This window comes from Pandoraea norimbergensis (assembly GCF_001465545.3).
GTDB classification, from domain to species: domain Bacteria; phylum Pseudomonadota; class Gammaproteobacteria; order Burkholderiales; family Burkholderiaceae; genus Pandoraea; species Pandoraea norimbergensis.
The window spans coordinates 658,239-681,356 of sequence record NZ_CP013480.3; the positions used below are offsets into that span (position 1 = coordinate 658,239).

Genomic DNA, 23,118 nt, shown 5'->3' on the forward strand with positions numbered 1-23,118 from the left:
GCCCTGGTTGATGCTGGAAGCGTTGCTTTGGTCGGGATTACTCACGCGGATTCTCTAGGCGTTTGGAAGGCGCCAGCGCCGGCAGGTCGCCCTTGGGCGCTGCGGCGGCAGGCTTGCTCGCGCCGCCGGGCTGCGCTTGGTTTGCGCCCGTGGCATTGCGAGGCGCGAGCGTCGCACGCACGCGGCCGTTCGGATTGTTCGAATTGACCTGATCGGCGCCGCTATTGGCGGTGTACACCTCGTTGTACGTATCGTACGTGATCACGCTGCCGTGAATCTCGTCGAGCACCTTCGTGCCACCGGCCAGACGCTTGAGCGTGGCCTGCGTGGTCAGCGTGGCGACTTCGGTCTTGCCGTTGTAGTAGATCGTCTGGCCCCAGCCGTCGATGTACTCGTCCAGGCCGTCGCGCTTCTGGCGCATGTAAGCGAGCGGGCCGCCCGGCTTGTAGTAAGCGGTGGCGTACTGATAGCCCTCCGGATCCTGAGTCACTTCGACACGATCGGCCTTGAGGAGAATGGTCCCCTTGGTCATCGTCACGTTGCCGGTGAAGATGTTGACCTGCTTGAGGTCGTCATAGCTCATGTGATCCGCTTCGATGTTGAGCGGCTTGTCGCGGTCGGCGTGCTCGGCATGGGCGAGCGGCGACGCCAGCGCGCCGAGCACCGCGAACGCGGCGGCCAGCGCGCGCAGCGAGCGAGTCAATGAGCTACCCAACGAGCGGCGGATGCCGTCAAGCGGTTGATATGAAGCGGGTCGCAGGTAAGGGCGATCGGTCATGGGGTCTTGGGGCCCTGTGTTGTCTTGGGTGGCGCGCTCGGGGCAGCGGCTGCCGGAGCGCCAGTTCTTGCGGCGGGCTGGGCCGGCGGCTTGTTGCCGAGCTCGGCCGGCTGGATTGTGCCATGCACATTGCCGAGCAATTGTACGGCCCGCGAGATGTTATTGAAAATCATGCCGTCGCCGTACATCACGGACTGGCCGCGATACAACACCACCGGCAGCTCCGTGCGCACGATGTCTTCATTCACGAGCACCTGAAAGTGCTCGGACAGCGCACGCATTTCAGGGTCGCGCGGCCCGGGCTGGCGGACCACCAGAGCGTCGTCGTACAGGTCCACGATCGACATGTCGGCGTTGAGCGTACCGCGCTTGCTGGTGGCCGTCACTTCCGGCGAATCGGGCGTGAAGGCACGCACGGCGGGGAGCTGCATGGCGGTTGTGGCGTCGTCCTCGTAGTGCGTCATGTGCACGGCGTTGACGCGGTACTGCGTGAGGCCGGTCGGCGACAGCATGGAGATCACCATGTTGTCGGCGTAGTAATCGGGGATGTGTTTCTTGACGTACGGCGAGCGATCGGCATCGGACGGCAGCGTGCGCTGCACGAGCCAATAGGTACCCGCGGCGAGACCGGCGAGCACCGTGATGGCGATCAGTGAAGCGGGCGAGACGCGTTGTGCGGCCATGAGTTCTTCGGCTCCGGGCGCGTCAGGCGAGGGCTGCGGCGAGCAGGGCGTCGTAGCGCCCCTGCGCGTGCAGAATGAAGTCGCACAGCTCGCGCGCCGCGCCGTTGCCGCCGCGCGCACTGGCAATCCAGTGGCAACGCGATTGCACTTCCACGTGCGCATTGGCAGGACACGCGGCAAAGCCCACGCGGGTGAGCACCGGCAGATCGGGCCAATCGTCACCGATATGGCCGCACGCCTGCGCGCTCACCGACAGTTTGTTGCACAAGTCTTCGAATGCCACGCGCTTGTCGTGCACGCCCTGATACACATGGGCGACGCCAAGGTCGGCGGCACGTTTCGCGATGATGTCGGACTTGCGGCCGGTAATGATCGCGGTGACGATACCCGCCTCGGCCAGCAGCTTCAGACCGTGACCGTCGAGCGAGTCGAACGTCTTGAAGGTTTCACCCGCCGGTCCGTAGCGCAGGCCGCCGTCGGTGAGCACACCGTCGACGTCGAACACCATCACGCGCAGCTTGGCCGCGCGCGCCGTGGCGTCTTCGAGATCGAAACGGGGCACTGACGTGGCGGCAGTCGAGGCAGTCGAGGCGGTGGGGGCGGTCGTACGAGGTTGATTCATGGGGCGCAGACTCACACGACCTTGGCGGCGAACAGGTCGTGGACGTTCAGCGCGCCAACCAGGCGATCGTTCTCGGTCACGAGCAATTGCATGATGCCGAAACGCTCCATCAGTTCGGCGGCTTCGGCGGCGAGTTGATCGGGGCCGATGGTGCGCGGGCCAGCGGTCATCACGTCGGCCAGTGTCAGCGCGCTGAAGTCGAGCGTGCGTTTGAACAAGCGGCGCAGGTCGCCGTCAGTGAAGATGCCGACCACATGGTCGTTGGCGTCGACAATGGCGGTCATGCCGAGGCCCTTGGCGGTCATCTCGAGCAGCGCGTCCGACAGGCTGGCGTCGGTGCGCACGCGGGGAATCCGTTCGCCGCTGCGCATCACATCGCGCACGAAGGTCAGCAGGCGGCGGCCAAGTGCGCCGCCGGGATGCGAACGGGCGAAGTCTTCCGCACCGAAGCCACGCGCGTCGAGCAGCGCGACGGCGAGCGCGTCGCCGAGGGCGAGTGCCGCGGTCGTACTAGCCGTGGGGGCGAGGTTGAGCGGGCAGGCTTCCTTTTCGACGTGCGCATCGAGATGCACGTCCGACAGGCGGCCAAGGCTCGAATTCGGGTTGCCGGTCATGGCGATCAGCTTGGCGCCGAGGCGCTTGACCATCGGCAGCACGCTGACCAGTTCACCCGTCTCGCCTGAATTGGAGAGGGCGACCACGACGTCGTCTGCGGTGATCATGCCCAGGTCGCCGTGACTGGCTTCCGCCGGATGAACAAAGAACGCCGGCGTGCCGGTGCTGGCGAAAGTGGCCGCCAACTTGCGGCCGATATGGCCTGACTTGCCCATGCCGGTCACGACCACCCGGCCGCGGCAGGCGAGCAGCAGCGAGACCGCTTCAAAGAAGCTGTCGTCGAGGTGTGCGGCGACGCGTTCGATGGCGTCCGCTTCGGTGCGCAACACCTCCCGGGCGACCTCGAGTGCCCGGCCTGGATTGATTTTCGCTATCATGCGCGGAGTATATCAAAATGGTCGCGGCGCCGAAGGACAGCCGCGCCAGGCTTAGGCGTACGACGCCCGGGGGCATGCCCCATCTTGCCGCCGACGTGATCCGATTCCGTCATCGGGACTCAATCTGGCATGACACTTGCGTGACAGGTGTCGCGCCCAATCAGGAAACCCACCTCCGCTGATGGCTTCGCCGCTCGAACTCACTCTCGTTCTGTTGTTCGCCGCCTGCGTCGGGGTGGTGCTGTTCCGCATGCTGCACCTCCCGCCGATGCTCGGCTACCTGAGCGTGGGCATCGTCATCGGCCCGCACGCGCTCGGGCTGGCGTCCGATTCGCAGCGTGTGCAGTACCTTGCCGAATTCGGCGTGGTCTTCCTGATGTTCTCCATCGGCATCGAATTCTCACTACCCAAGTTAAAAAGCATGCGAAGGGTCGTGCTGGGGCTGGGGGTGTCTCAGGTATTGGGAACGTTGCTCGTCTCGGTGGGCATCGGCGCACTCGTCAACCTGTTCTGGTCGTTCTCGTGGCAGGCGTCGGTGGCGCTGGGCGGCGCGCTGGCCATGTCGTCGACGGCCATCGTCACCAAGATGCTGGCCGAACGGCTCGAGCTCGAGACCGAGCACGGGCGCAACATCATGGGCGTGCTGCTGTTTCAGGATCTGGCCGTGGTCCCGCTGCTCATCGTGATTTCGGCGCTGGGCGGCAATTCGAAAGCGCTGGTGCTGGCCTTGTCGCTGGCGGCGCTCAAAATCACGGGCGCGCTCGCGCTGCTGCTGTGGGTCGGACAGAAACTAGTGGGCCGCTGGTTCCATATTGTTGCCGCGCGACGCTCGCAAGAGCTGTTCATGCTCAACCTGCTGCTGCTCACGCTTGGCCTCGCATACATCACGGAGCATCTCGGCCTGTCGATGGCGTTGGGTGCGTTCATTGCCGGCATGCTGATCGCCGAGACGCCGTTCCGGCATCAGGTGGAAGACGACATCAAGCCGTTCCGCGACGTGCTGCTGGGGTTGTTCTTCATCACCACGGGCATGCTGCTCGATCCGGTCATTGTCGTGAAGCAGCCGCTGCTGGTGCTGCTCTTCTTCGTCGGCCCGCTGCTCGTCAAATTCACGCTGATTGCCGGCCTCGCGCGCATTTTCGGCAGTACGCCGGGGACCGCCATTCGTACCGGCCTTGGCCTCGCGCAAGCGGGTGAGTTCGGTTTCGTGCTGCTCAATCTCGTGATCGACCGCAATCTGCTCGACCCGTCGCTCTCGCAGGCGGTGCTCGCGGGCATGCTGCTGTCGATGCTGTGCGCGCCGTTCCTGATCATCAATGCCGACCGCATCGCCCTGCGCTTCGTCGCCAACGAATGGATGATGCAGTCGCTGCAAATGACGCGCATCGCGACGCAGAGCATCAAGACGTCGGGCCACGTGATCATCTGCGGCTACGGCCGCTGCGGCCAGAATCTGGCGCGCATGCTCGAACAGGAGGGCATCGGCTATGTGGCGCTCGACCTTGACCCCGACCGGGTCATGGAGGCGGCCAGTTCCGGCGAAACCGTCGTATTCGGCGACGCGGCGCGTCGTGAGGCGCTCGTGGCGGCGGGTATCCATCGTGCGGCGGGCATCGTGGTGACGTACGACAGCACGCCGGCGGCGCTCAAGGTGCTGGCGCAGGTGCAGGCGCTCGAACCGACCCTGCCGGTGGTTGTGCGTACTGTCGACGACACCCATATCGATGACCTGATTGCGGCCGGGGCGACCGAAGTGGTGCCCGAGATCGTCGAGGGCAGCCTGATGCTGGCCTCACACGCGCTCGTGCTGATGGGCGTGCCGATGCGCCGCGTGCTGCGCCGTGTGGCACAGGCCCGTAATGAGCGCTACAGCTTGCTGCGCGGCTATTTCCACGGGCTGGACGATGACGACGAAGGCGGCGAGCGCGAACAGGTCCGCCTGCAATCGGTGCCGCTCACGCTCAACGCCGACGCCGTGGGGCGCACGCTGGGCGAGTTGCGACTCGACAAACTGGGCGTGACGGTCACCGCCATTCGCCGTCACGGTATCCGGGGCGTCGAGCCCGTGGCCGAAACACGCCTGATGGCAGAAGACATCGTTGTGCTGCGCGGCCTGCCCGAGAAACTAGCGGCCGCCGAGGCGCGGTTGGTGGGACGAGGCTAAGTAAGCACAAGCGAGGCAAAACGCAGCGGCGCACAGTGGACGGCTGCGCAACACCCGGCCACGTCATCAAGCGAGACCCGTCGTTTTGGCATAATGTGGACTTTCGGGCGTCCGCCCGAGTGAATTTCCATCAGTATCCAGAAAGAGAAGGATCCCCGTGCAGATCGACGAGTCCCCTGCCGCCTATATCAAGAGCCAGATTCGCACCGTACCGGACTGGCCCGCGCCTGGTGTGCAGTTCCGCGACATTACGCCGCTGCTCAAGAACCCGCGCACGCTGCGGGTGCTGATCGACGTGTTCGTGCATCGCTACATGGACCATCGTCCCGACTACATCGCTGGCCTCGACGCACGCGGTTTCATCCTCGGCTCGATCCTCGCGTACGAGCTGAACATCGGTTTCATCCCCATCCGCAAGAAGGGCAAGCTGCCTTACCAAACCGTGGCTGAAGAGTACGAGCTGGAATACGGCAGTGCGACCGTCGAAATCCACGCAGACGCCTGCGGCCCCGGCGATCGCGTGTTGCTCATCGACGATCTGGTCGCCACCGGCGGCACCATGCTCGCGGGCAAGAAGCTGCTCGAACGTCTGGGCGCTACCGTCATCGAAGGCGCGGCCATTGTCGATCTGCCCGAACTCGGCGGCTCGCGCATGATCCGGGATGCTGGGTTGCCGCTGTTCCTGCTGTGCTCGTTCGAGGGCCACTGACCTAACCGTCATCCTCGCCTCCGCCCTTACTCGCCAATCGCCACTCGCCACCCGAACCGGACGCTGCGATGCCCAACCTCTGGCTGTTCTTACTGACCTCTGTGGCGATTACGCTCGCACCGGGCCCTGACAACATGCAGGTGATCGCGCGTGGCATTGCGCAGGGGCGTCGCGCGGGGCTCGCGGCGGCGGCCGGCTTCACGTCCGGGTGCCTGTTTCACACGACGATTGCGGCTGTCGGTCTGGCGACCGTGTTGCGTTCGTCGCCGTTTGCCTTCGAAGCGATCAAGCTGGTGGGCGCGGCGTATCTCGTGTGGATCGGCATCAAGGCGCTGCGTGCACGCGGCGGCCTGACGATGGCGAGCAGCGCGGCGCCGCAGCCCTTGTGGGCCGTGTTCCGTCAGAGCGTGTTCGCCAACATGCTGAACCCGAAGGTCACGCTGTTCTTCCTCGTGTTTCTGCCGCAGTTCGCCACGGCGGACGCGGTTCATCCGGGCGGTCAGATGTTCCTGCTGGGGCTGGTCTTCATGGCGCAGACCATTGTCGTATTCAGCGTGTACGGCTGGTTTGCGGGCGTGCTGGGCACGTGGCTCAAACGCCGGCCGGGGGCAGGGCGCTGGCTTGATCGCGTGGCCGGCATGATCTTCATCGGACTGGGCGTGCGCGTCGCGTTGCAGGGATGAAGCCGTAACGAAGGGAGTCATCGCGCGCCAACGCGATGTCACCCAAGCTGTTCCACGGCCCACGCGGGCCAAAGCTCGCCAAAGCTCGCCAAAGCTCACCAAAGATTTCGTAGTCCAACCGTCATTGTCCGATCATGCTCGCCGAACAACGCCAACAGTACGTGCTCGAACAACTCACCAAGACCGGTGCGCTTGCCATCAGTGATCTGGTGCGTGAGCTGGGGGTCTCGCGCGAGACCGTTCGCCGCGATCTCAACACGCTCGCTGCGCGCGGACTGCTGCTGATGACACACGGCGGGGCACTCGCCGCCGATCGCAGCGAACCCGACTGGACACTGCGTGAGAACGTCAACGCGGTCGGCAAGCGCGCCATCGGCGTGCGTGCGGCTGAACTCGTGCCCGACGGCGCGTCGGTCATCATCGACTACGGCACCACCACGCGCGCCGTGGCGCAGGCCTTGCTCTCCAAGCACCGGCTGCGCATCTACACGAACGATTGGCAGATTGCACGTCTGCTCGGCCGGCATCACGACAATCGCGTCACGCTGCTCGGTGGCGAATTGCAGGACAACGAAGATGCCGTGCAGGGCTGGGACGCCATCAATCAGATTTCGCAATATCACGCCGACTTCGCGTTTATCGGCGTCGGCGGCGTGACGGAAGACGGCGGCATTACCGACTTCAACCGCGCGGCGGCGGAATTGCGCGCCCGCATGCTGCTGTGCGCCAATGTGTCTGCGGTCGTGGCCGATCACACCAAGTTCGGTCGCGTGACGCCGGTGCGCATTCGCCACTTCGAGGCGGCGCGCTACCTGATCAGCGACGCTGCGCCGCACAAATCGATGCTCGCGCAACTGCGCGCCCGTGGTCCGGAGCTGCTGATCGCCTAAACCACGGCGTCAGGCCTCACGGTCCCTCGCGGCCTCATCGACTCACCGCCTCACCGACTCACCGCCTCACAGCTTCACCGGCGTCTGGCTTCGCGCATCGCCCAAGCGATGCCCGCAGCCGGCGACGGCACAACATTCGCTCAAATCGCCACACGTCGCCAAACGGCGGCGTGGTCGACGCCATCCCCTGATGCATCCCCCCGCCCAAGACCCGTGCGCCACGGCCCTGACGCGCCATTTCGGGGCGTTTTAGTCCCTGCCGTCGCCGTCAAAAGATGTAGACAAAATCGACTCGGCGCCCCACATCAACCTTTCCCCGGTCTTGCCTGATGTGACCGTGTCGGCCATATGACAGCCCTTCGGGCGTTCCTGCAAACACTTCCAAACCGTTGAGCCGATAAGGCTTTTCAGCGTCGGCCAAAAAGCTGATCGATTGTCACTGTCTTGTCATCCGCGCTTTTTAGACTGCGTTCACTTTTGGCACAAATTGCCACAAAACAGCTAGTCGAGTGATGCAGGCGCCGCCTCCCGTCCGGGAGTGACGAAACGCGAACAGGCATCGGTCCCGACCGGCGTCGACTGACAGGTGAACCGTGGACGAAGCGATTCGAATCGAGCGACTGACCAAGACCTTTGGCAGCCGACGCGCCCTCGACGAAGTGGCGCTCAAGATCATGCCGGGCGAGATGGTGGCCCTTATCGGCGCGTCGGGTTCCGGCAAGTCGACGTTGATGCGCCACATCGCGGGCTTCGTGCCTGCCGATGCCCAGCCGGGCAGCATCGAAATTCTGGGCCGTCCGATCCAGCGTGACGGCCGCATCGTGCGCGAAGTGCGTCAGATCCGCCGCGATATCGGCTTCGTGTTCCAGCAGTTCAATCTGGTAGGCCGCCTGCCGGTGATCACCAACGTGCTCACGGGCCTGCTGGCGCGTGTGCCGCTGTGGCGCAGCCTGATGTTCCGCTTCACGCCGGCTGAGCGCCGCGAGGCGATTGCCGCATTGGCAGAAGTCGGCATTGCCGATCTGGCGTTCCAGCGTGCAAGCACGCTCTCGGGCGGCCAGCAGCAGCGCGCCGCACTCGCTCGCACGCTGGTGCAGGGCGCGAAGATCATTCTCGCCGACGAGCCGATTGCCTCGCTCGACCCCGAGTCCGCACGCAAGGTGATGGACATGCTGGCGCGCATGAACCGCGATCACAAGCTCACGGTCGTGGTCTCGCTGCACCAGGTCGATGTGGCCATGCGCTACTGCGTGCGCACCGTGGCGCTGCATCAGGGCCGCGTGGTGTACGACGGCCCGTCGGCCGCGCTCACGCCGGACCTGCTGCGTCGCTTGTATGGCGTACAGGCCAGCGAACTGCTGAACGAAAGCACTGAAGATTCCGAAGCGACGGAAGACGGCACGGCGCAAAAGCCGGCTGAATCCGAAGCCCCTTTTCTTACCTCGATGTCCCTCAGCTTGACCTGACCAGGAGCTTGCTCTCATGAAACTGTGGAAAACCCTGCTGGCCGGCGCGGCCATGATCGCCTCGGTGGCGGTTGCGCACGCGCAGGAAATCAATTTCGGCATTATTTCGACCGACTCCAGCGCAGCGTTGCGCCAACGTTGGCAACCGCTGATCGACGACATGGAGAAGCAAACGGGCCTGAAGGTGACCCCGTTCTTCGCCACCGACTACGCCGGCGTGATCGAAGGCATGCGCTTCAACAAAGTGCAGCTCGCGTGGATGGGTAACAAGGGCGCGATGGAAGCCGTGGATCGCTCGCAAGGCGAAATCTTCGCGAAGATCATCTACGCCGACGGTTCGGAAGGTTATTACTCGCTGCTGATCGCCAACAAGTCGAGCCCGTACAAGACGCTCGACGACGTGCTCAAGAACGGCAAGAAGATCAACTTCGGTCTGGGCGATCCGACCTCGACGTCGGGCACGCTCGTGCCGGGTTACTACGTGTTCGCGAAGAACAACATCGATCCGCGCACGTACTTCAAGACGGCTCGCAGCTCGAACCACGGCGCGAACCTGATGGCGGTGCTGAACAACCAGATCGACGTCGCCACCAACAACACCGAAGAGCTCGACAAGCTCGAAGCCACGCAGCCGGAGAAGGCCAAGCAGGTTCAGGTGATCTGGAAGTCGCCGCTGATCCCGTCGGACCCGATGCTGTGGCGCAAGGACTTGCCGGACGCTACCAAGAAGAAGATTCGCGACTTCTTCCTGGCCTACGGCAAGGATGCGCACGAGAAGGAAGTGCTGAAGAACATCTACAACTACGGCGGCTTCCGCGCTTCGAGCAACGCTCAACTGCTGCCGATCCGTCAGCTCGAACTGTTCAAGCAGAAGCAACAGCTCGAAGCCGACGCCAACATCGATGCTGCCAAGAAGCAGTCGCAACTGGCTGACATCGACAGCAAGCTGGCCGCGCTCGATCAGGAATTGAGCAAGACGAAGTAAGGCGGTATCGATGCTGTCGCTATTGATCGCAGGTCGTATCAAACGGTAGCAAGTGGTCTGCGGGACGGCACGAGTGTGCTGTCCCGCGACGCAGAAGTCCGATTCATCCACCGGTGAACCTTGCCGGTATTTCACGTGGTACACGACATGAACACCAGCGTAACCTCCACTGCAAGCGCCCCTGTTGGCGCGACGGGCCGCCTGCCTGGCGAGCCGCCCAAGCGTTCGTGGCTGTCCTTGATCAGCTGGGGGGCGTTCTTCCTGATCCTGGTGTGGTCGTGGGGCGGTGCCGACATGCGCCCGCTCGATCTGATTCGCGACTCGGGCAACATGAGCCAGTTCGCGCACGATTTCTTTCCGCCCGATTTTCACGATTGGCGCGTGTATGTGAACGAGATGCTCGTGACCATTCACATCGCCGTGTGGGGCACGGTGCTGGCGGTGGTGTGTTCGATCCCGATGGGTTTGCTCTCGGCCTCGAACATGGTCCCGGCGTGGGTGTACCAACCGGTGCGCCGCGTGCTTGACGCCTGCCGCGCGATTAACGAAATGGTTTTCGCGATGTTGTTCATCGTGGCCGTGGGGCTGGGCCCGTTCGCCGGTGTGCTGGCGTTGTGGGTGCACACGACGGGCACGCTCTCGAAGCTGTTCGCCGAAGCGGTCGAAGCGATCGATCCGCGTCCGGTCGAAGGCGTGCGTGCCACGGGCGCGCGTTCCATCGACGAAATTCTGTACGGCGTGCTGCCGCAGGTGATGCCGCTGTGGATCTCTTACACCCTGTATCGCTTCGAGTCGAACGTGCGCTCGGCGTCGGTGGTCGGGATGGTTGGCGCAGGCGGTATCGGTGTGGTGTTGTATGAAGTGATTCGCAGCTTCCAGTACGCACAAACGTGCGCCGTGATGCTGATCATGATCGTCGTCGTCACCTGCATCGACGTGTTCTCGGCACGCGTGCGCAAGATGGTGATCTGACGACTCATCACGACAGGACGTCAGCAGCAAAAAAAGGGCACCGGATGGTGCCCTTTTTTATTCTCGCCAGCCCTGTGCGGGCGTTTGATATCGCGGGGAAGGGCGACACGATGTCGCCCAACCTCACCCAACTCAAGCGATCCGTTGCCCTTCCAGATACGTCGCACGCGGCACCGGCGGCATGCCGGGGCGCACGGCCACGCGCACCAGATCCGCGCGCAGGCCCGGGCGAATGCCGCCGCGATCCGTGAGGCCGACCGATTGCGCCGGGGCCCACGACACCGTGTTCACCGCTTTCGACAGCGGCCAGCCGATCTCTTTGTGCAACTGGAACGCCGCTTGTAACAGGCTCGACGGCACGTAATCCGACGACAGAATATCGAGCGCATCTTCACGCGCCAGATCGGCGGCCGCCACGTTGCCCGAATGCGAGCCGCCACGCACGATGTTCGGCGCGCCCATGATCACGGCAATCGACTTCTCACGCGCCGCGCGTGCGGCGGCCAGCGTCGTCGGAAACTCCGAGAGCGAGACGCCATCACGTACTGCCTCTTCCACATGATCCAGCGACGTGTCGTCGTGGCTCGCGAGCGGCAAACCGCGCGCACGGCTCATCGCCACAATCTCGCGGCGATGCGGGTGCGCGTAAGCATCCTGCTGTGCCTTCATCTCGGCCAGCGTTTCCAGCCACTTGTCTTCGCTCAGCTTGCCGTTGCGTTCGTGATAGCGGCGGAACTGCACCGGGTCGTGCCACTGGCGCTGCCCCGGTGTGTGATCCATCACCGATACGAGTCGCAGCAACGGGTGGTCGCTCATCTCGGCAAAGGCATCCACCGCGTCATGCGTGGCCACTTCGCAGCGCAAATGCAGAAAATGATCTGCGCGCAGCAAACCGGACGCTGCCGTATCCAGCAACGTCTGCGCACACTCGCTTTGCACCTTGCGGCTGCGCAGCCCGACCGAGTCGCGCTCGCCGATGGCCAGCGCGTCGAACACCGTCGTAATGCCCGCCGCCGCGACCTGTGCGTCGTGAATGACAAAGGCGGCCTGCGTATTCCACAGCACGCCGGGGCGGGGCGCGAGGTGCTTCTCCAGATTGTCGGTGTGCAGCTCGACGAGACCGGGCAGCAGATGATCGCCTTCCCAATCGATAGCCTCGGGGGCTTGTGTGGTGCCTTCTTCCACAGAATGAATGCGGCCCTCGCGCACTTCCACCACGCCGGTAAAGGTGGTCTCTGGCGTGACGATGCGGGCGTTCTTGATAAGCATGGACGAAAACTCCGAAATCAATGAGCGGGGCGTAGGACGGGGCGCATCGCGAGCGTGCGCGTGGCGACCTCGTCGCGGGTCGCCTCGTCGTGAAAGATGCCGACGATGGCGCTGCCGGCGGCGCGCGCCTCGGCGATCAGTTGCGCGACCACGGCACGGTTCTGGGCATCGAGCGACGCCGTGGGCTCGTCGAGCAGCAACACGGGCGCCGCCGCGATCAACCCGCGCGCGATGTTGATGCGTTGCTGCTCGCCGCCGGAGAATGTGGCCGGTGCCAGCGTCCACAACCGCTCGGGAATGTTCAGACGGTCCAGCAAGGCACGGGCCTTTGCCGTGGCATCCTGCGCATCGACCCCCAGACGGCGCAGCGGCTCCGCCACGATGTCGAGCGTGCTCACGCGCGGAATCACGCGCAGAAACTGGCTGACGTAACCGAGCGTGGTGCGGCGCACCGAGAGCACTTCGCGGGCCGTGGCGGTCGTGAGATCGACCCAGTGTTCACCACGCCCGTCATCGTGACGAATCTCGATGCGCCCGGCGTTGGCCAGATAGTTGCCGTACAGGCAGCGCAGCAGCGTACTTTTGCCAGCACCTGACGGGCCGACTAGCGCCACGCACTCGCCACGCCGCACGGTCAGATCGACGCTGTCGAGCGCGGGAATTTGCGCGTCCACGGCGCCTGCATGCGCGTGCAGGTGAAAGGTCTTGTGCAGCCCTTGCGCGCGCAGCATCACATCGTGCTCGCGTGTGGCGAGCGTGAGCGATTCGTGGCGAAGGGCGCCTGCGGCGGCGTTCTGAAGCATGTTGTGAGGTGTCGTTCCGGAAGTCATACGGGCAGCACCGAAGAGACGAGCAGTTGCGTGTAGGGGTGTTGCGGATCGTCGAGCACCTGATCGGTCAGCCCGGCCTCCACGACGCGCCCGCCTTGCATCACGATCAGCCGGTGAGCAATGAGTCGCGCGACACCGATATCGTGCGTGACGATGATGGCCGCCAGATGAAGGCGCTCCACCAGCGAGCGCAACAGATCGAGCAGACGCGCCTGCACCGAGACGTCGAGGCCCGCCGTCGGTTCGTCCATGAAGACGAGGCGCGGCTCGGTGACGAGATTGCGGGCGATCTGCAAACGCTGTTGCATCCCGCCGGAGAACGCGCCGGGCATCTCATCGACACGCTGCGGATCGAGTTCGACCTGCGCCATCCAATGACGCGCTTTGCTGCGGATATCGCCGAAGTGACGGGCACCCACGGCCATCAACCGGTCGCCGATGTTGCCGCCGGCGGAGACGTTCATGCGCAGGCCGTCGCGCGGGTTCTGTTCTACAAAGCCCCATTCGGTGCGCAGCAGGCGGCGCTTGTGCGCCTCATCGAGGGCGAGCAAGTCGTGCAGCGCGCCGTCGGTGCCGCGATAGTGCAGCGTGCCAGCGTCGATCTCGTGACGCAGGGCCAGCGCGTTGAGCAATGTCGACTTGCCTGAGCCCGATTCGCCGACGACGCAGATCACTTCACCGGGCCACAGATCGAAACTCACGCCCTCGCAACCGATCCGGTCGCCATAGCGCTTGGCGAGACCGTCGACGCGAAGCAGGGGCAGGTCGGCGACGGGCGGCATCCCGACGGCCGCATTCGTCACGGCGTTCATGCAACCTCCTTCGCGGTGTCGCTGGCGGATAAGCCTGCGGCAGTCCGGCTGCCGCAGTAATCGCTGTCCGAGCACACATACATGCGCGTGCCCGCGTCGTCCGTGATCACTTCATCGAGGAAGCTCTCGGTCGCGCCGCACAGTGCGCAATGCGCGTCCCATTTCTGAATCTCGAACGGGTGGTCGTCGAAGTCGAGGCTTTCGACCGGGGTGTAGGGCGGAATGGCATAGAGACGCCGCTCGCGGCCCGCCCCGAAGAGTTGCAGCGCCGGGTTCATATGGAGCTTGGGGTTATCGAACTTCGGAATCGGTGACGGCGACGAGAGATAGCGCCCGCCCACGATCACCGGATAGTCGTACGTCGTGGCGATGGCGCCGTGGCGCACGATGTCCTCATACAGACGCACGCGCATGAGCCCGTATTCGCCCAGCGCATGCAGCTTGCGCGACTCGGCGATGCGCGGCTCCAGCCGGAACAGCGGCTCGGGCATCGGCACCTGATAGACCATGATCTGGCTCTCGTGCAGCGGCGTTTCGGGAATGCGGTGACGCGTCTGAATGACCGTGGCGTCGGCGGTCTTCGTCGTGGTGGCCACACCGGCCGTGCGCGCGAAGAACCGGCGGATGTTGACCGCGTTGGTCGTATCGTCCGCGCCCTGATCGATCACCTTGAGCGTGTCGCCCGCGCCGATCACGGCGGCGCTGACCTGTATGCCGCCCGTGCCCCAGCCGTACGGCAACGGCATCTCGCGGCTGCCGAACGGCACCTGATAGCCGGGAATGGCCACGGCCTTGAGCAGGCTGCGGCGGATCATTCGCTTGGTCTGCTCGTCGAGAAACGCGAAGTTGTAGCCTTCTGCGAGTTGCGCGGGCTCAGGTGTGGCGTGTGGGGTACTTGTCGAATCGAATGTGGCGGCGTCGCTCATGCGGCCTCCTGCTTGTCTTGGGTGGCCGTGGACGCATCCTCGTCTGCGCGGTCAGCGTCAGCCGTCTGGGCGCCGTACTTGGCCGCGTGCTCGGCGCGCAACCGGCGCACGAGTTCCAGTTCGGCTTGAAAGTCGACGTAGTGGGGCAGCTTCAGGTGCTGCACAAAGCCTGACGCCTCGACGTTGTCGCTGTGATAGAGCACGAACTCCTGCTGCTGCGCGGGCGAGGTGATCGCGTCGCCGAGTTCCTGCGTGCGCAAAGCACGGTCGACCAGCGACATCGCCAGCGCCTTGCGCTCGTTGTGACCGAACGCGAGTCCGTAGCCTTGGGTGAATTGCGGCGGCACGTCCTGATTGCCACCGAACTGCGTGACCATCTGGCATTCGGTCACGGCAATCTCGCCGATGTCGATCGGGAAACCGAGTTCTTCCGGTTCGATCTCGATGGCGACGTGGCCGATGCGAATCTCGCCTGCAAACGGGTGATCGTTGCCATAGCCGCGCTGCGTCGAATAGCCCAGCGCGAGCAGAAAGCCCTCGTCGCCGCGCGCGAGGTTTTGCAGTCGTGCTGTGCGCGACGCGGGCGTGAAGAGCGGCGTGTGGACGAGATCGTGCGGCTCGGGATCGAGATCGTTGGCGCGCAGCGACTCGAGCAAACCGTCTCGCCCGAGAATGTCGGTCACGCGCGGCGTGGTCTCGATGGGCGGCAGCGGCGGGATGCCCGTGGCATCACCCGCATCACCGGCATCGGCGGCATTGTCGTCGTGCCCCCGCACTTCCCCGGCAATCGGCGCCGTCGCCGCTTCGCCCTCCGCGAGCAGCGCGAAGTCGAGCAGGCGCTGGGTGTAGTCGTAGGTCGCGCCGAGGAGCTGCCCGCCCGGCACGTCTTTGAACGTGGCGGAAATACGGCGCGACAGCCGCATCGCAGCGGTGTCGATCGGCGTCGTGGTGCCCAGACGCGGCAGCGTGGTGCGATAGGCGCGCAGCAAGAAGATCGCTTCGACCAGATCGCCCGCGGCCTGTTTGATCGCGAGCGCCGCGAGCGTCTCGTCGTACAGCGCGCCTTCGCTCATCACGCGCGCCACGGCCAGACGCATCTGCTCGCGAATCTGCGTGACGGTGAGGGCGGGGATCGACGTATCGCCGCGCCGCGCTTTGGCGAGCAGGTCCCAAGATTGTTCGATGGCGCGTTCGCCACCTTTGACGGCCACGTACATCAGCACACCTCCACATGCGTGGTGCGCGGCAGACCGAGCACCGTATCGCCTGCCGCGATCAACAGATCGAGCCCGGCAGGAAAACGTGGCGCCAGCGCCGCACGCGCCTGCCAGAAAGCGGCGTCGAGACCGCCGACGCTCACATCGGTATGCGTCGCGATGCCCGGCCCGCGCAAACGCAGGTGCAGACCACCGTCATTCGCGTGGCCAGCCGCCAGCGTCGGCACATCGACGATCAGCGTGGCCGAGTGTTCGGGCGATTCGGACGTGCCGAACGCAAAGTGATCCAGCGCCGGACAGCGCGCGGGGTCCGTCAGCAACGCGAACTGTGCTGTTGCAAGCGCGGCGTCACCGCCGAGCAGCGGCGCGCCGGTATGAAAGCGCAGCGCACTGCTCACTTCCGGCAACACGGTTTGCAACCAGACGGGTGTCGTCGAGTCGGCCAGTGCCAGCAACGTGGCGCGGGCGGCAACGCTGGCCTCGTCGCTGGGCGCGAGACGGCTGCCGACACTGCGCAGTTGGCCGGGGCGCGCCAACGCGTCGAGTACCGCGCGAAACACGCCTTGCGCGTCATGCACCGGATCGGCGAAGCCGGGTTGCAGTTGTGACCAGTCGGGCATCGATGCCATCAACATTCAAGCCTCCCGAACCATCGTGAAGAATTCGACACGGCTGGCCGCCGTGGCCGTCTTGGCCTGTTCCACCGCGTCGGCAACGCGTTGTGCAATGGCCGCAAGCGGTCCCGCAGCAAGCGTGGCGCGGTGTTGCGGCATCTGCATGAGCGCATCGAGTCGTGCGACGCGCACCGCGCGCTCGGCATCGCGGCCGAGCACATAGCCGGTGCCGAGGACGCCGTCGCGCTGACGCAGCGTGCAGCGCGTGAGCGTCGTCTCGCCGAGGTTGAAGCGATCGCCGCTGCCGCCGACCCTGCCCTGCACGAGCACGAGGCCGGTCTGCGGTGCGCGCAGCCAGACGAATTCAGGCGCGTCGGGGCAGCGCGCCAGTGCGTCGTCAAGCTCGTCTCGCGTGGCGCGGGCGAGCAACGCCAGCCAGCGCTGCCGTGCCTGCGGGGCGGGGGAGCCCGCGTCGTGCGCGGTATCGAAAGTTGTGTTTGGCATGATTGTCTAGTCGTATAGACGTGTGTATGATCGCTTTGGCACTGAAGGTGGTAAGTCTCGCGAACTCATTACAACTTTGCCGGGTGTCAATTTCATGACAGCACAACTCGAACGCGGTGGCGGCGTCGCCGTTTGGCGACAGATTGCGCAGATTCTCGCCACCGAAATTGGCCAGCGCCGCTATGGCGAAGGGCTGCCTGACGACCGTCTGCCGAGCGAAACCGATCTGGCCCACCGTTTCGGCGTGAACCGTCATACGGTGCGGCGCGCCATTCTCGGTCTGGCCGAGCAAGGGCTCGTCAATGTCGAGCATGGCCGTGGCACTTTCGTGCAGGCCGGCGCCATCGACTACGTCATCGGCCGCCGCACGCGCTTTTCCGAAAATCTTTCGCAACACAACCTCAAGGTCGCGCAGCAGGTTCTGTCGGCGCGCAAGGTGAGCGCCGAAGCGAACGTGGCGCAAGCGTTGGAAATACGCGCGGGCACGTCGGTGTATCGCGTGGAGCTGGCGCGTCGCAGCCTTGACGATCAGGGCATCGAGTTGCCGCTCGCCTATAGCGAAAACTGGTTCCCGGCGGCGCGCTTCCCCGACTTTCCCGAAGTCTTTGCGCAGTCCACAACGATCAGCGCGACGCTCGCCACCTACGGCGTGACCGATTACACGCGGCGCGAAAGCCGCATCGGCGCGCGCTTGCCCGACGCGGAAATCGCACGGCATCTGGGCATCAACCGGCAGCAACCGGTATTGAGCGTCGAGAGCACCGACGTCGATGAAAAGGGCAAGCCGATCAAGTACGGCATCGCCTATTTCCCCGCCGATCGAATGCAACTCGTAGTGCAGGGAGACGCGGCATGAGCGACGTCTTCGCATCCCTTGGTGAACCATTACCCGACGCACACCATCGTCGCGAAGCATTGGCGTCGCTCGACTTGGCAGTCGCTCGATTTGCCGTGTATTACGTCCCGCCTGCGGGCGCTTGCTGGTGGAACGAGGGCAGCCGTTGGCTGGGGCGCGACGCCATCACGGGCCGCCAACTCAATGCACCGCAGGTGCCGGGGTTGTCGCGTGCGCTCGCAGACCTTACCGTCGATGCGCGCCGCTATGGGCTGCACGGCACGCTCAAAGCGCCGATGCGGCTGGCGCCGGGTGTGAAGCTAGATGATCTCTACGCCATCGCGCGACACGTGGCAGCACGGCATACGCCTTTCGATTTGCCGCTGGCCATCGACGTGGTGGATACCGACAACGGCAAGCGGCCGGGCTTTGTCGCGCTGCGTCCGAAAACGAACGTCGCAGGGGTGCCGGGGGTTGTCAGTGCCGCAGGTGCCGCCGCCGCAGCAGCCGCCAAACAGATCGACGCGCTCGCGTTCGACTGCGTGGAAGCGTTTGATGCTTTGCGCGCCCTACCCAGCGAGGCCGAACTGGCCCGTCGTCTGGCGCAGCCGCTGACGACGCGTCAGCGCGAATTGCTCGCACGTTGGGGCTATCCGTACGTGTTCGATGAATTCCGTTTTCACGTCACGCTCACGGATCGTGTCGGCGCTGCCGACGCGACGGCGATCACCGACTGGTGGCGCCCGCGTGTACAAGCGTTGGGGCCGATGCGTGTCGATGGCATTGCACTGTTCGTGCAGCCCGCCCCCGAGGCGCCGTTCGTGATCGCAGAGCGCTTCACGTTCGGTCAGAACCCTGCGGCCAGTGCGGCTGATCCAGCCGGAGATGCCGCATGAACCGCGCACGTTTGTTCTATGTGATGGGCGCCTCGGGCGCAGGCAAGGACTCCTTGCTGGCCTACGCGCGCGAGCGCATTGGCGGGCAATCCGCCGCAGCCGCGCCCGTCTTGTTCGCCCATCGCTACATCACACGGCCGCCGACGGCCGATGGTGAAAACCACGTCGCGCTGTCGTCGGCTGAATTCACCCAGCGGCATGCATTGGGGTGCTTCGCACTCGACTGGGAAAGTCATGGTTGCCGCTACGGCATCGGTGTGGAAATCGATGCGTGGCTGACGGCCGGCGCGAGTGTGGTGATGAACGGCTCGCGTGCGTTTCTCGAACGCGCGGTGCAGCGGTACGGCGAGCGGCTGTCGTTGGTTGAAATTCAGGTCGATGCACAGGTGCGCGCACAGCGTCTCGCCAGTCGCGGCCGCGAGTCGGGGGAGGCGCTTGATCAACGCGTTGCGCATCGCGTGCAGTGGACGCCGCCCGACGGCATTGCGCTGGCCGTCATCGCCAACAACGGCACGCTCGCGCAGGCGGGCGACGCGCTGGTGGCCGTACTGACGCGCAGGGACGGCGCTGAGGGATGACCCGGTGACCCATTGAGATGACGGGCGCATGTCAGGTTGACAATCCGGTTTGATGTGGCGTTGTGTGTCGTTATTTTGCAAATTATTGCAAAATGAGCGCGCTTTGCGTAATCTCACGACATCCACCACGACACTGTCCGCGCCGTCGCTGGCGCGGGCCGCTTTCCGGAGCCCCACATGGCCACAGTCTTGCCCACTCATGCCCGCGTCGTCATCGTCGGCGGCGGCATCGTCGGATGTTCCGTCGCCTATCACCTTGCGAAGCTCGGCTGGACCGACGTCGTGCTGCTCGAACAGGGCCAGTTGTCGTGCGGCACGACATGGCATGCGGCGGGGCTTGTCGGGCAGTTGCGCTCGCAGGAGAGCATGACGAAGCTCATCCGCTATTCGACCAAGCTGTATAGCGAACTGGAAGCGGAGACGGGGCTGGGCACGGGCTGGAAGCAATGCGGTTCGTTGTCGGTGGCGCATACGCCCGAGCGCATGACGCAACTCAAGCGCACTGCCGCCGTGGCGCGCGCGTATGGCGTGCAATGCGACGTGATCTCGCCGCGCGATGCCGGTGAGTTGTGGCCGGTCATGCGCACCGATGACCTCGTGGGCGCCGTATGGCTGCCGGGCGACGGCAAGGCGAATCCGACCGATCTCACGCAGGCGCTCGCACGCGGTGCGCGCAGCCGAGGCGTGCGCATCGCCGAAAACACCCGCATTACCGAAATTCACACGGCGACACCCAATGGCGTGCGCACGGCTACCGGCGTGTCGTGGCAAAACAAGGACGGCGAGAGCGGTCGTGTCGACGCCGAGATCGTCGTCAACTGCGCGGGCCAATGGGCCAAGGCCGTGGGCCGGATGTGCGGTGTCACGGTGCCGTTGCATTCGGCGGAGCACTACTACATCGTGACCGAGCGCATCGCGGGCGTGCATCCTGACCTGCCGGTGATGCGCGACCCCGACGGCTACATCTATTTCAAGGAAGAAGTGGGCGGGCTGGTGATGGGCGGCTTCGAGCCGAACGCCAAGCCGTGGGGCATGAACGGCATTCCCGAGAACTTCGAGTTTCAACTTTTGCCCGACGACTGGGACCAGTTCGAGATTCTCATGGAGAACGCGCTGATCCGCGTGCCGGCGCTGGAGACGGCGCAGATTCGTCAGTTCTACAACGGCCCCGAGTCGTTCACGCCGGACAACAACTTCATTCTTGGCGAAGCCCCCGAGTTGCGGAATTTCTACGTCGGCGCTGGCTTCAATTCCATGGGGATTGCGTCGGCGGGCGGGGCGGGCATGGCCCTCGCCGAGTGGATTGTTGCGGGCGAGCCGACGATGGATCTGTGGCCGGTGGATATCCGCCGTTTCGCCGGCTTCAACGGCAACGACACGTGGCTGCACGACCGTGTGAAAGAGACACTTGGCCTACATTACGCGATGCCGTGGCCGAATCGTGAACTCGACACCGCGCGCCCGTTCCGCCGCTCGCCGCTATACGGCACGTTGCTGGCCAAGGGCGCGTGCTTCGGCAGCAAGATGGGCTGGGAGCGGCCCAACTTCTTCGCGCCTTCGCCCGAAGAAGCGCGCATCGAGTACAGCTTCGGCCAGCAGAACTGGCATGCGTGGAGCGCGGCTGAGCATCGCGCGTGCCGTGAGGCCGTGGCGCTGTTCGACATGAGTTCGTTCTCGAAGCTGCTCATCAAGGGGCGGGATGCCGAGCGTGTGTTGCAATCGCTGTGCAGCAACGACGTGTCGGTTGCACCGGGCCGCACCGTCTACACGGGCATGCTCAACGAGCGGGGCGGCTACGAGTCGGACTTCACGCTCACGCGTCTCGCGCCCGATCAGTACCTGATGGTCACTGGCTCGGCACAGACCACCCGCGATATGGACTACGTAGAGCGCCGCATTCCGGCGGACGCGCACTGCACCGTGGTGGACGTGACGGGGCAATATTCGGTGCTGGCGGTCATGGGGCCGAATTCGCGCGCCTTGCTCCAGCAAGTGTCCAAGGCCGATTTCTCCAATGAGGCATTTCCGTTCGGTACGAGCCGCGAGATCGATCTCGGCTACGCCACCGTGCGTGCAACGCGCCTGACCTACGTCGGCGAACTCGGTTGGGAGCTTTACGTGCCGGTCGAATTTGCCGTGGGTGTCTACGAGGCGCTGCACGCGGCGGGCAAGGCGTTCGGGTTGCGCGATGCCGGCTACTACGCCATCGATTCGCTGCGTATCGAGAAAGGCTATCGGGCATGGGGCCGCGAACTGACGCCCGATACCAACCCGGTCGAAGCCGGCCTGACGTTCGCGTGCAAGCTGGCGGGCGACATCGCATTTACTGGGCGCACGGCGGTCGAACAGGCCCGTGCGCAAGGGGTGCGCCGCAAACTGGTGAGCGTGGCGCTCGACGGCGCCGACGATCGCATGCTGTGGGGCGGCGAGGCGGTCTTGCGAGATGGCCAGCCGGTGGGCTTCATTTCATCGGCCGCGTACGGGCATACCATCGACGCGCCGGTGGGGCTTGCGTTCCTCATCAACCCCGACGGTCCGGTGGATGCCGCGTTTGTCGAAGCTGGCCGATATCAGGTCGATCTGGCAGGCGAACTGCTCGATGCGCGGGTGCAACTGCGGGCCCTGTACGACCCGAAAGGCGAACGAGTGAAGGCGTGAAGGCGTGATTCCGGCCCGATGTCAGTCGAAATCACCACACGGCGCCGGACGTGAATCTCGACTGACACGGGCGGACTCGCTGCCGCTTCTGTAAAATGCCGCTTTTGCTTAGTTTTCGCACCTGTCCGGTGAGGGTGCGTCCGGTCTTCCCGTATGTCTTTTGCATGTATAGCAGCGGCGCGCCGCTTCGACGACACGGCACACCTGCCGCTCGTGATCGGTTCGCAGCGTTACGGCTGGATTCGCCGTCGCGACGTCGAGTCGCTGTGCCGGTGGCCCGAGGTTTTCGAAATCAGCTCGCTCGCGGTGCGCATTCACCCGCGTCACGACACGTGTGAAGCCCGCACGGCGGCGCTCGCGCCGGTGATCGAGACGCTGGCGGCCGAGGGCATCATCACCGGCTGGCGCAACGAACGTTACGCCATCCGGCAGCGGCTTTACGACGCACCACTCGCCTGGATCGAGCGCGCGGCCTCGCGGTTCTTCGGCACACGTACGTTTGCCGTGCACGTGAACGCGTATGTCCCCGCGCGCTTCGTGGGCGAAGCACCGAAAATGTGGATTGCCCGTCGCAGCGTGCACAAGGCGACCGATCCCGGCTGTCTCGACAATGCGGCGGCTGGGGGCATCGGCAACGGCATCGGCGTGGGCGACACGCTCGTCAAGGAATGCTGGGAAGAAGCGGGCATTCCGGCGTATCTGGCCAACGAAGCCCGGCCGGGCCGCACGCTGCACCTTCTGGCGGAAATTCCGGAGGGTGTGCAGTCGGAGCAGGTGTTCGTCTACGACCTCGCGCTGCCGCGTGGCTTCGTGCCGGAGAATCAGGACGGCGAGGCCAGCGCCCACTGGCTGTGTTCTGCCGGCCATGTGCGCGATGTGATCGCGCGCGGCGAGATGACGGTCGACGCGAGCCTCGCCAGCCTCGATTTTCTGCTGCGTGAAGGGGCGGTGCGCGCGAAGGACTGCGCAGGCATCGACGCCTTGTTCAAGCCGGCCGACGAGTAATCCGGGGCCCGCTGGCCCAATCAGAATTTC

At 64.8% G+C, this 23,118-nt stretch carries 23 protein-coding genes; 12 read left to right on the forward strand and 11 right to left on the reverse strand.

Annotation, left to right across the window (positions count from 1 at the left end; genetic code table 11):
- Nucleotides 1-37: 37 nt before the first annotated feature.
- The 4 genes from lptA to AT302_RS03010 form a co-directional block, all read right to left on the reverse strand.
- The gene (gene lptA, locus AT302_RS02995) at nucleotides 38-778 is read right to left on the reverse strand and encodes a lipopolysaccharide transport periplasmic protein LptA (protein WP_084655994.1); all 741 of its coding nucleotides are present in this window, start codon (nucleotides 776-778) and stop codon (nucleotides 38-40) included.
- Nucleotides 775-1,461, reverse strand: coding sequence for an LPS export ABC transporter periplasmic protein LptC (lptC, locus tag AT302_RS03000; RefSeq protein WP_058377150.1), 687 nt, complete (start codon nucleotides 1,459-1,461; stop codon nucleotides 775-777). The genes lptA and lptC overlap by 4 nt, the downstream gene beginning before the upstream one ends.
- Nucleotides 1,462-1,483: 22 nt before the next feature.
- Nucleotides 1,484-1,969, reverse strand: a complete 486-nt coding sequence (locus AT302_RS03005; RefSeq protein ID WP_058380057.1) for a KdsC family phosphatase — start codon at nucleotides 1,967-1,969, stop codon at nucleotides 1,484-1,486.
- Between the two features lie 125 nt (nucleotides 1,970-2,094).
- Nucleotides 2,095-3,075 carry a KpsF/GutQ family sugar-phosphate isomerase gene (locus tag AT302_RS03010; RefSeq protein WP_058377151.1) on the reverse strand — a complete coding sequence of 327 codons (981 nt, stop codon included), beginning with the start codon at nucleotides 3,073-3,075 and terminating at the stop codon, nucleotides 2,095-2,097.
- Nucleotides 3,076-3,256: 181 nt separating this feature from the next.
- On the opposite strand from AT302_RS03010, the gene AT302_RS03015 reads away from it, so the two are divergent.
- From AT302_RS03015 to phnE, 7 genes are all read left to right on the forward strand, one after another.
- On the forward strand, nucleotides 3,257-5,239 hold the full coding sequence (locus AT302_RS03015) for a monovalent cation:proton antiporter family protein (protein WP_058377152.1): 1,983 nt from the start codon (nucleotides 3,257-3,259) through the stop codon (nucleotides 5,237-5,239).
- 157 nt (nucleotides 5,240-5,396) lie between these two features.
- Nucleotides 5,397-5,948 carry an adenine phosphoribosyltransferase gene (locus tag AT302_RS03020; protein ID WP_087689873.1) on the forward strand — a complete coding sequence of 184 codons (552 nt, stop codon included), beginning with the start codon at nucleotides 5,397-5,399 and terminating at the stop codon, nucleotides 5,946-5,948.
- 68 nt (nucleotides 5,949-6,016) lie between these two features.
- On the forward strand, nucleotides 6,017-6,631 hold the full coding sequence (locus AT302_RS03025; RefSeq protein ID WP_058377154.1) for a LysE family translocator: 615 nt from the start codon (nucleotides 6,017-6,019) through the stop codon (nucleotides 6,629-6,631).
- Nucleotides 6,632-6,765: 134 nt separating this feature from the next.
- Nucleotides 6,766-7,521 (forward strand): DeoR/GlpR family DNA-binding transcription regulator, encoded by a 756-nt coding sequence (locus AT302_RS03030; protein WP_058377155.1) that lies wholly within the window; start codon nucleotides 6,766-6,768, stop codon nucleotides 7,519-7,521.
- A gap of 593 nt (nucleotides 7,522-8,114) precedes the next feature.
- On the forward strand, nucleotides 8,115-8,987 hold the full coding sequence (gene phnC / locus AT302_RS03035; protein WP_058377156.1) for a phosphonate ABC transporter ATP-binding protein: 873 nt from the start codon (nucleotides 8,115-8,117) through the stop codon (nucleotides 8,985-8,987).
- Between the two features lie 16 nt (nucleotides 8,988-9,003).
- Entirely contained in the window at nucleotides 9,004-9,972 is a 969-nt protein-coding gene (gene phnD / locus AT302_RS03040; protein WP_058377157.1) for a phosphonate ABC transporter substrate-binding protein, read from the forward strand.
- Nucleotides 9,973-10,119: 147 nt separating this feature from the next.
- Nucleotides 10,120-10,944 (forward strand): phosphonate ABC transporter, permease protein PhnE, encoded by an 825-nt coding sequence (gene phnE, locus AT302_RS03045; protein WP_084655996.1) that lies wholly within the window; start codon nucleotides 10,120-10,122, stop codon nucleotides 10,942-10,944.
- 132 nt (nucleotides 10,945-11,076) lie between these two features.
- On the opposite strand, the gene AT302_RS03050 is transcribed toward phnE, so the two are convergent.
- From AT302_RS03050 to phnG, 7 genes are all read right to left on the reverse strand, one after another.
- The gene (locus tag AT302_RS03050; RefSeq protein WP_058377158.1) at nucleotides 11,077-12,213 is read right to left on the reverse strand and encodes an alpha-D-ribose 1-methylphosphonate 5-triphosphate diphosphatase; all 1,137 of its coding nucleotides are present in this window, start codon (nucleotides 12,211-12,213) and stop codon (nucleotides 11,077-11,079) included.
- A gap of 17 nt (nucleotides 12,214-12,230) precedes the next feature.
- Complete coding sequence (gene phnL, locus AT302_RS03055) at nucleotides 12,231-12,944, reverse strand: phosphonate C-P lyase system protein PhnL (RefSeq protein ID WP_237172152.1); 714 nt, start codon at nucleotides 12,942-12,944, stop codon at nucleotides 12,231-12,233.
- 95 nt (nucleotides 12,945-13,039) lie between these two features.
- Nucleotides 13,040-13,825 (reverse strand): phosphonate C-P lyase system protein PhnK, encoded by a 786-nt coding sequence (gene phnK / locus AT302_RS03060; protein WP_058380059.1) that lies wholly within the window; start codon nucleotides 13,823-13,825, stop codon nucleotides 13,040-13,042.
- Nucleotides 13,826-13,851: 26 nt separating this feature from the next.
- Nucleotides 13,852-14,670, reverse strand: coding sequence for an alpha-D-ribose 1-methylphosphonate 5-phosphate C-P-lyase PhnJ (locus AT302_RS03065; RefSeq protein WP_237172153.1), 819 nt, complete (start codon nucleotides 14,668-14,670; stop codon nucleotides 13,852-13,854).
- 107 nt (nucleotides 14,671-14,777) lie between these two features.
- Nucleotides 14,778-15,998, reverse strand: a complete 1,221-nt coding sequence (locus AT302_RS03070; RefSeq protein ID WP_058377161.1) for a carbon-phosphorus lyase complex subunit PhnI — start codon at nucleotides 15,996-15,998, stop codon at nucleotides 14,778-14,780.
- The gene (gene phnH, locus AT302_RS03075) at nucleotides 15,998-16,633 is read right to left on the reverse strand and encodes a phosphonate C-P lyase system protein PhnH (RefSeq protein ID WP_058377162.1); all 636 of its coding nucleotides are present in this window, start codon (nucleotides 16,631-16,633) and stop codon (nucleotides 15,998-16,000) included. The genes AT302_RS03070 and phnH overlap by 1 nt, the downstream gene beginning before the upstream one ends.
- A complete protein-coding gene (gene phnG / locus AT302_RS03080; RefSeq protein ID WP_058377163.1) occupies nucleotides 16,634-17,116 on the reverse strand; it encodes a phosphonate C-P lyase system protein PhnG in 483 nt (160 codons plus the stop codon). It abuts the gene before it with no gap.
- 94 nt (nucleotides 17,117-17,210) lie between these two features.
- Here phnG and phnF point away from each other — a divergent pair, with 94 nt between their 5' ends.
- The 5 genes from phnF (at nucleotide 17,211) to AT302_RS03105 (ending at nucleotide 23,088) form a co-directional block, all read left to right on the forward strand.
- On the forward strand, nucleotides 17,211-17,972 hold the full coding sequence (gene phnF / locus AT302_RS03085) for a phosphonate metabolism transcriptional regulator PhnF (protein WP_058377164.1): 762 nt from the start codon (nucleotides 17,211-17,213) through the stop codon (nucleotides 17,970-17,972).
- A complete protein-coding gene (locus tag AT302_RS03090; protein WP_084655997.1) occupies nucleotides 17,969-18,847 on the forward strand; it encodes a DUF1045 domain-containing protein in 879 nt (292 codons plus the stop codon). The genes phnF and AT302_RS03090 overlap by 4 nt, the downstream gene beginning before the upstream one ends.
- Complete coding sequence (gene phnN / locus AT302_RS03095; RefSeq protein ID WP_058377165.1) at nucleotides 18,844-19,425, forward strand: phosphonate metabolism protein/1,5-bisphosphokinase (PRPP-forming) PhnN; 582 nt, start codon at nucleotides 18,844-18,846, stop codon at nucleotides 19,423-19,425. The genes AT302_RS03090 and phnN overlap by 4 nt, the downstream gene beginning before the upstream one ends.
- A gap of 177 nt (nucleotides 19,426-19,602) precedes the next feature.
- Entirely contained in the window at nucleotides 19,603-22,083 is a 2,481-nt protein-coding gene (locus AT302_RS03100; protein ID WP_058377166.1) for a GcvT family protein, read from the forward strand.
- Nucleotides 22,084-22,236: 153 nt separating this feature from the next.
- Nucleotides 22,237-23,088, forward strand: coding sequence for an NUDIX hydrolase (locus AT302_RS03105; RefSeq protein ID WP_058377167.1), 852 nt, complete (start codon nucleotides 22,237-22,239; stop codon nucleotides 23,086-23,088).
- Nucleotides 23,089-23,118 lie beyond the last annotated feature (30 nt).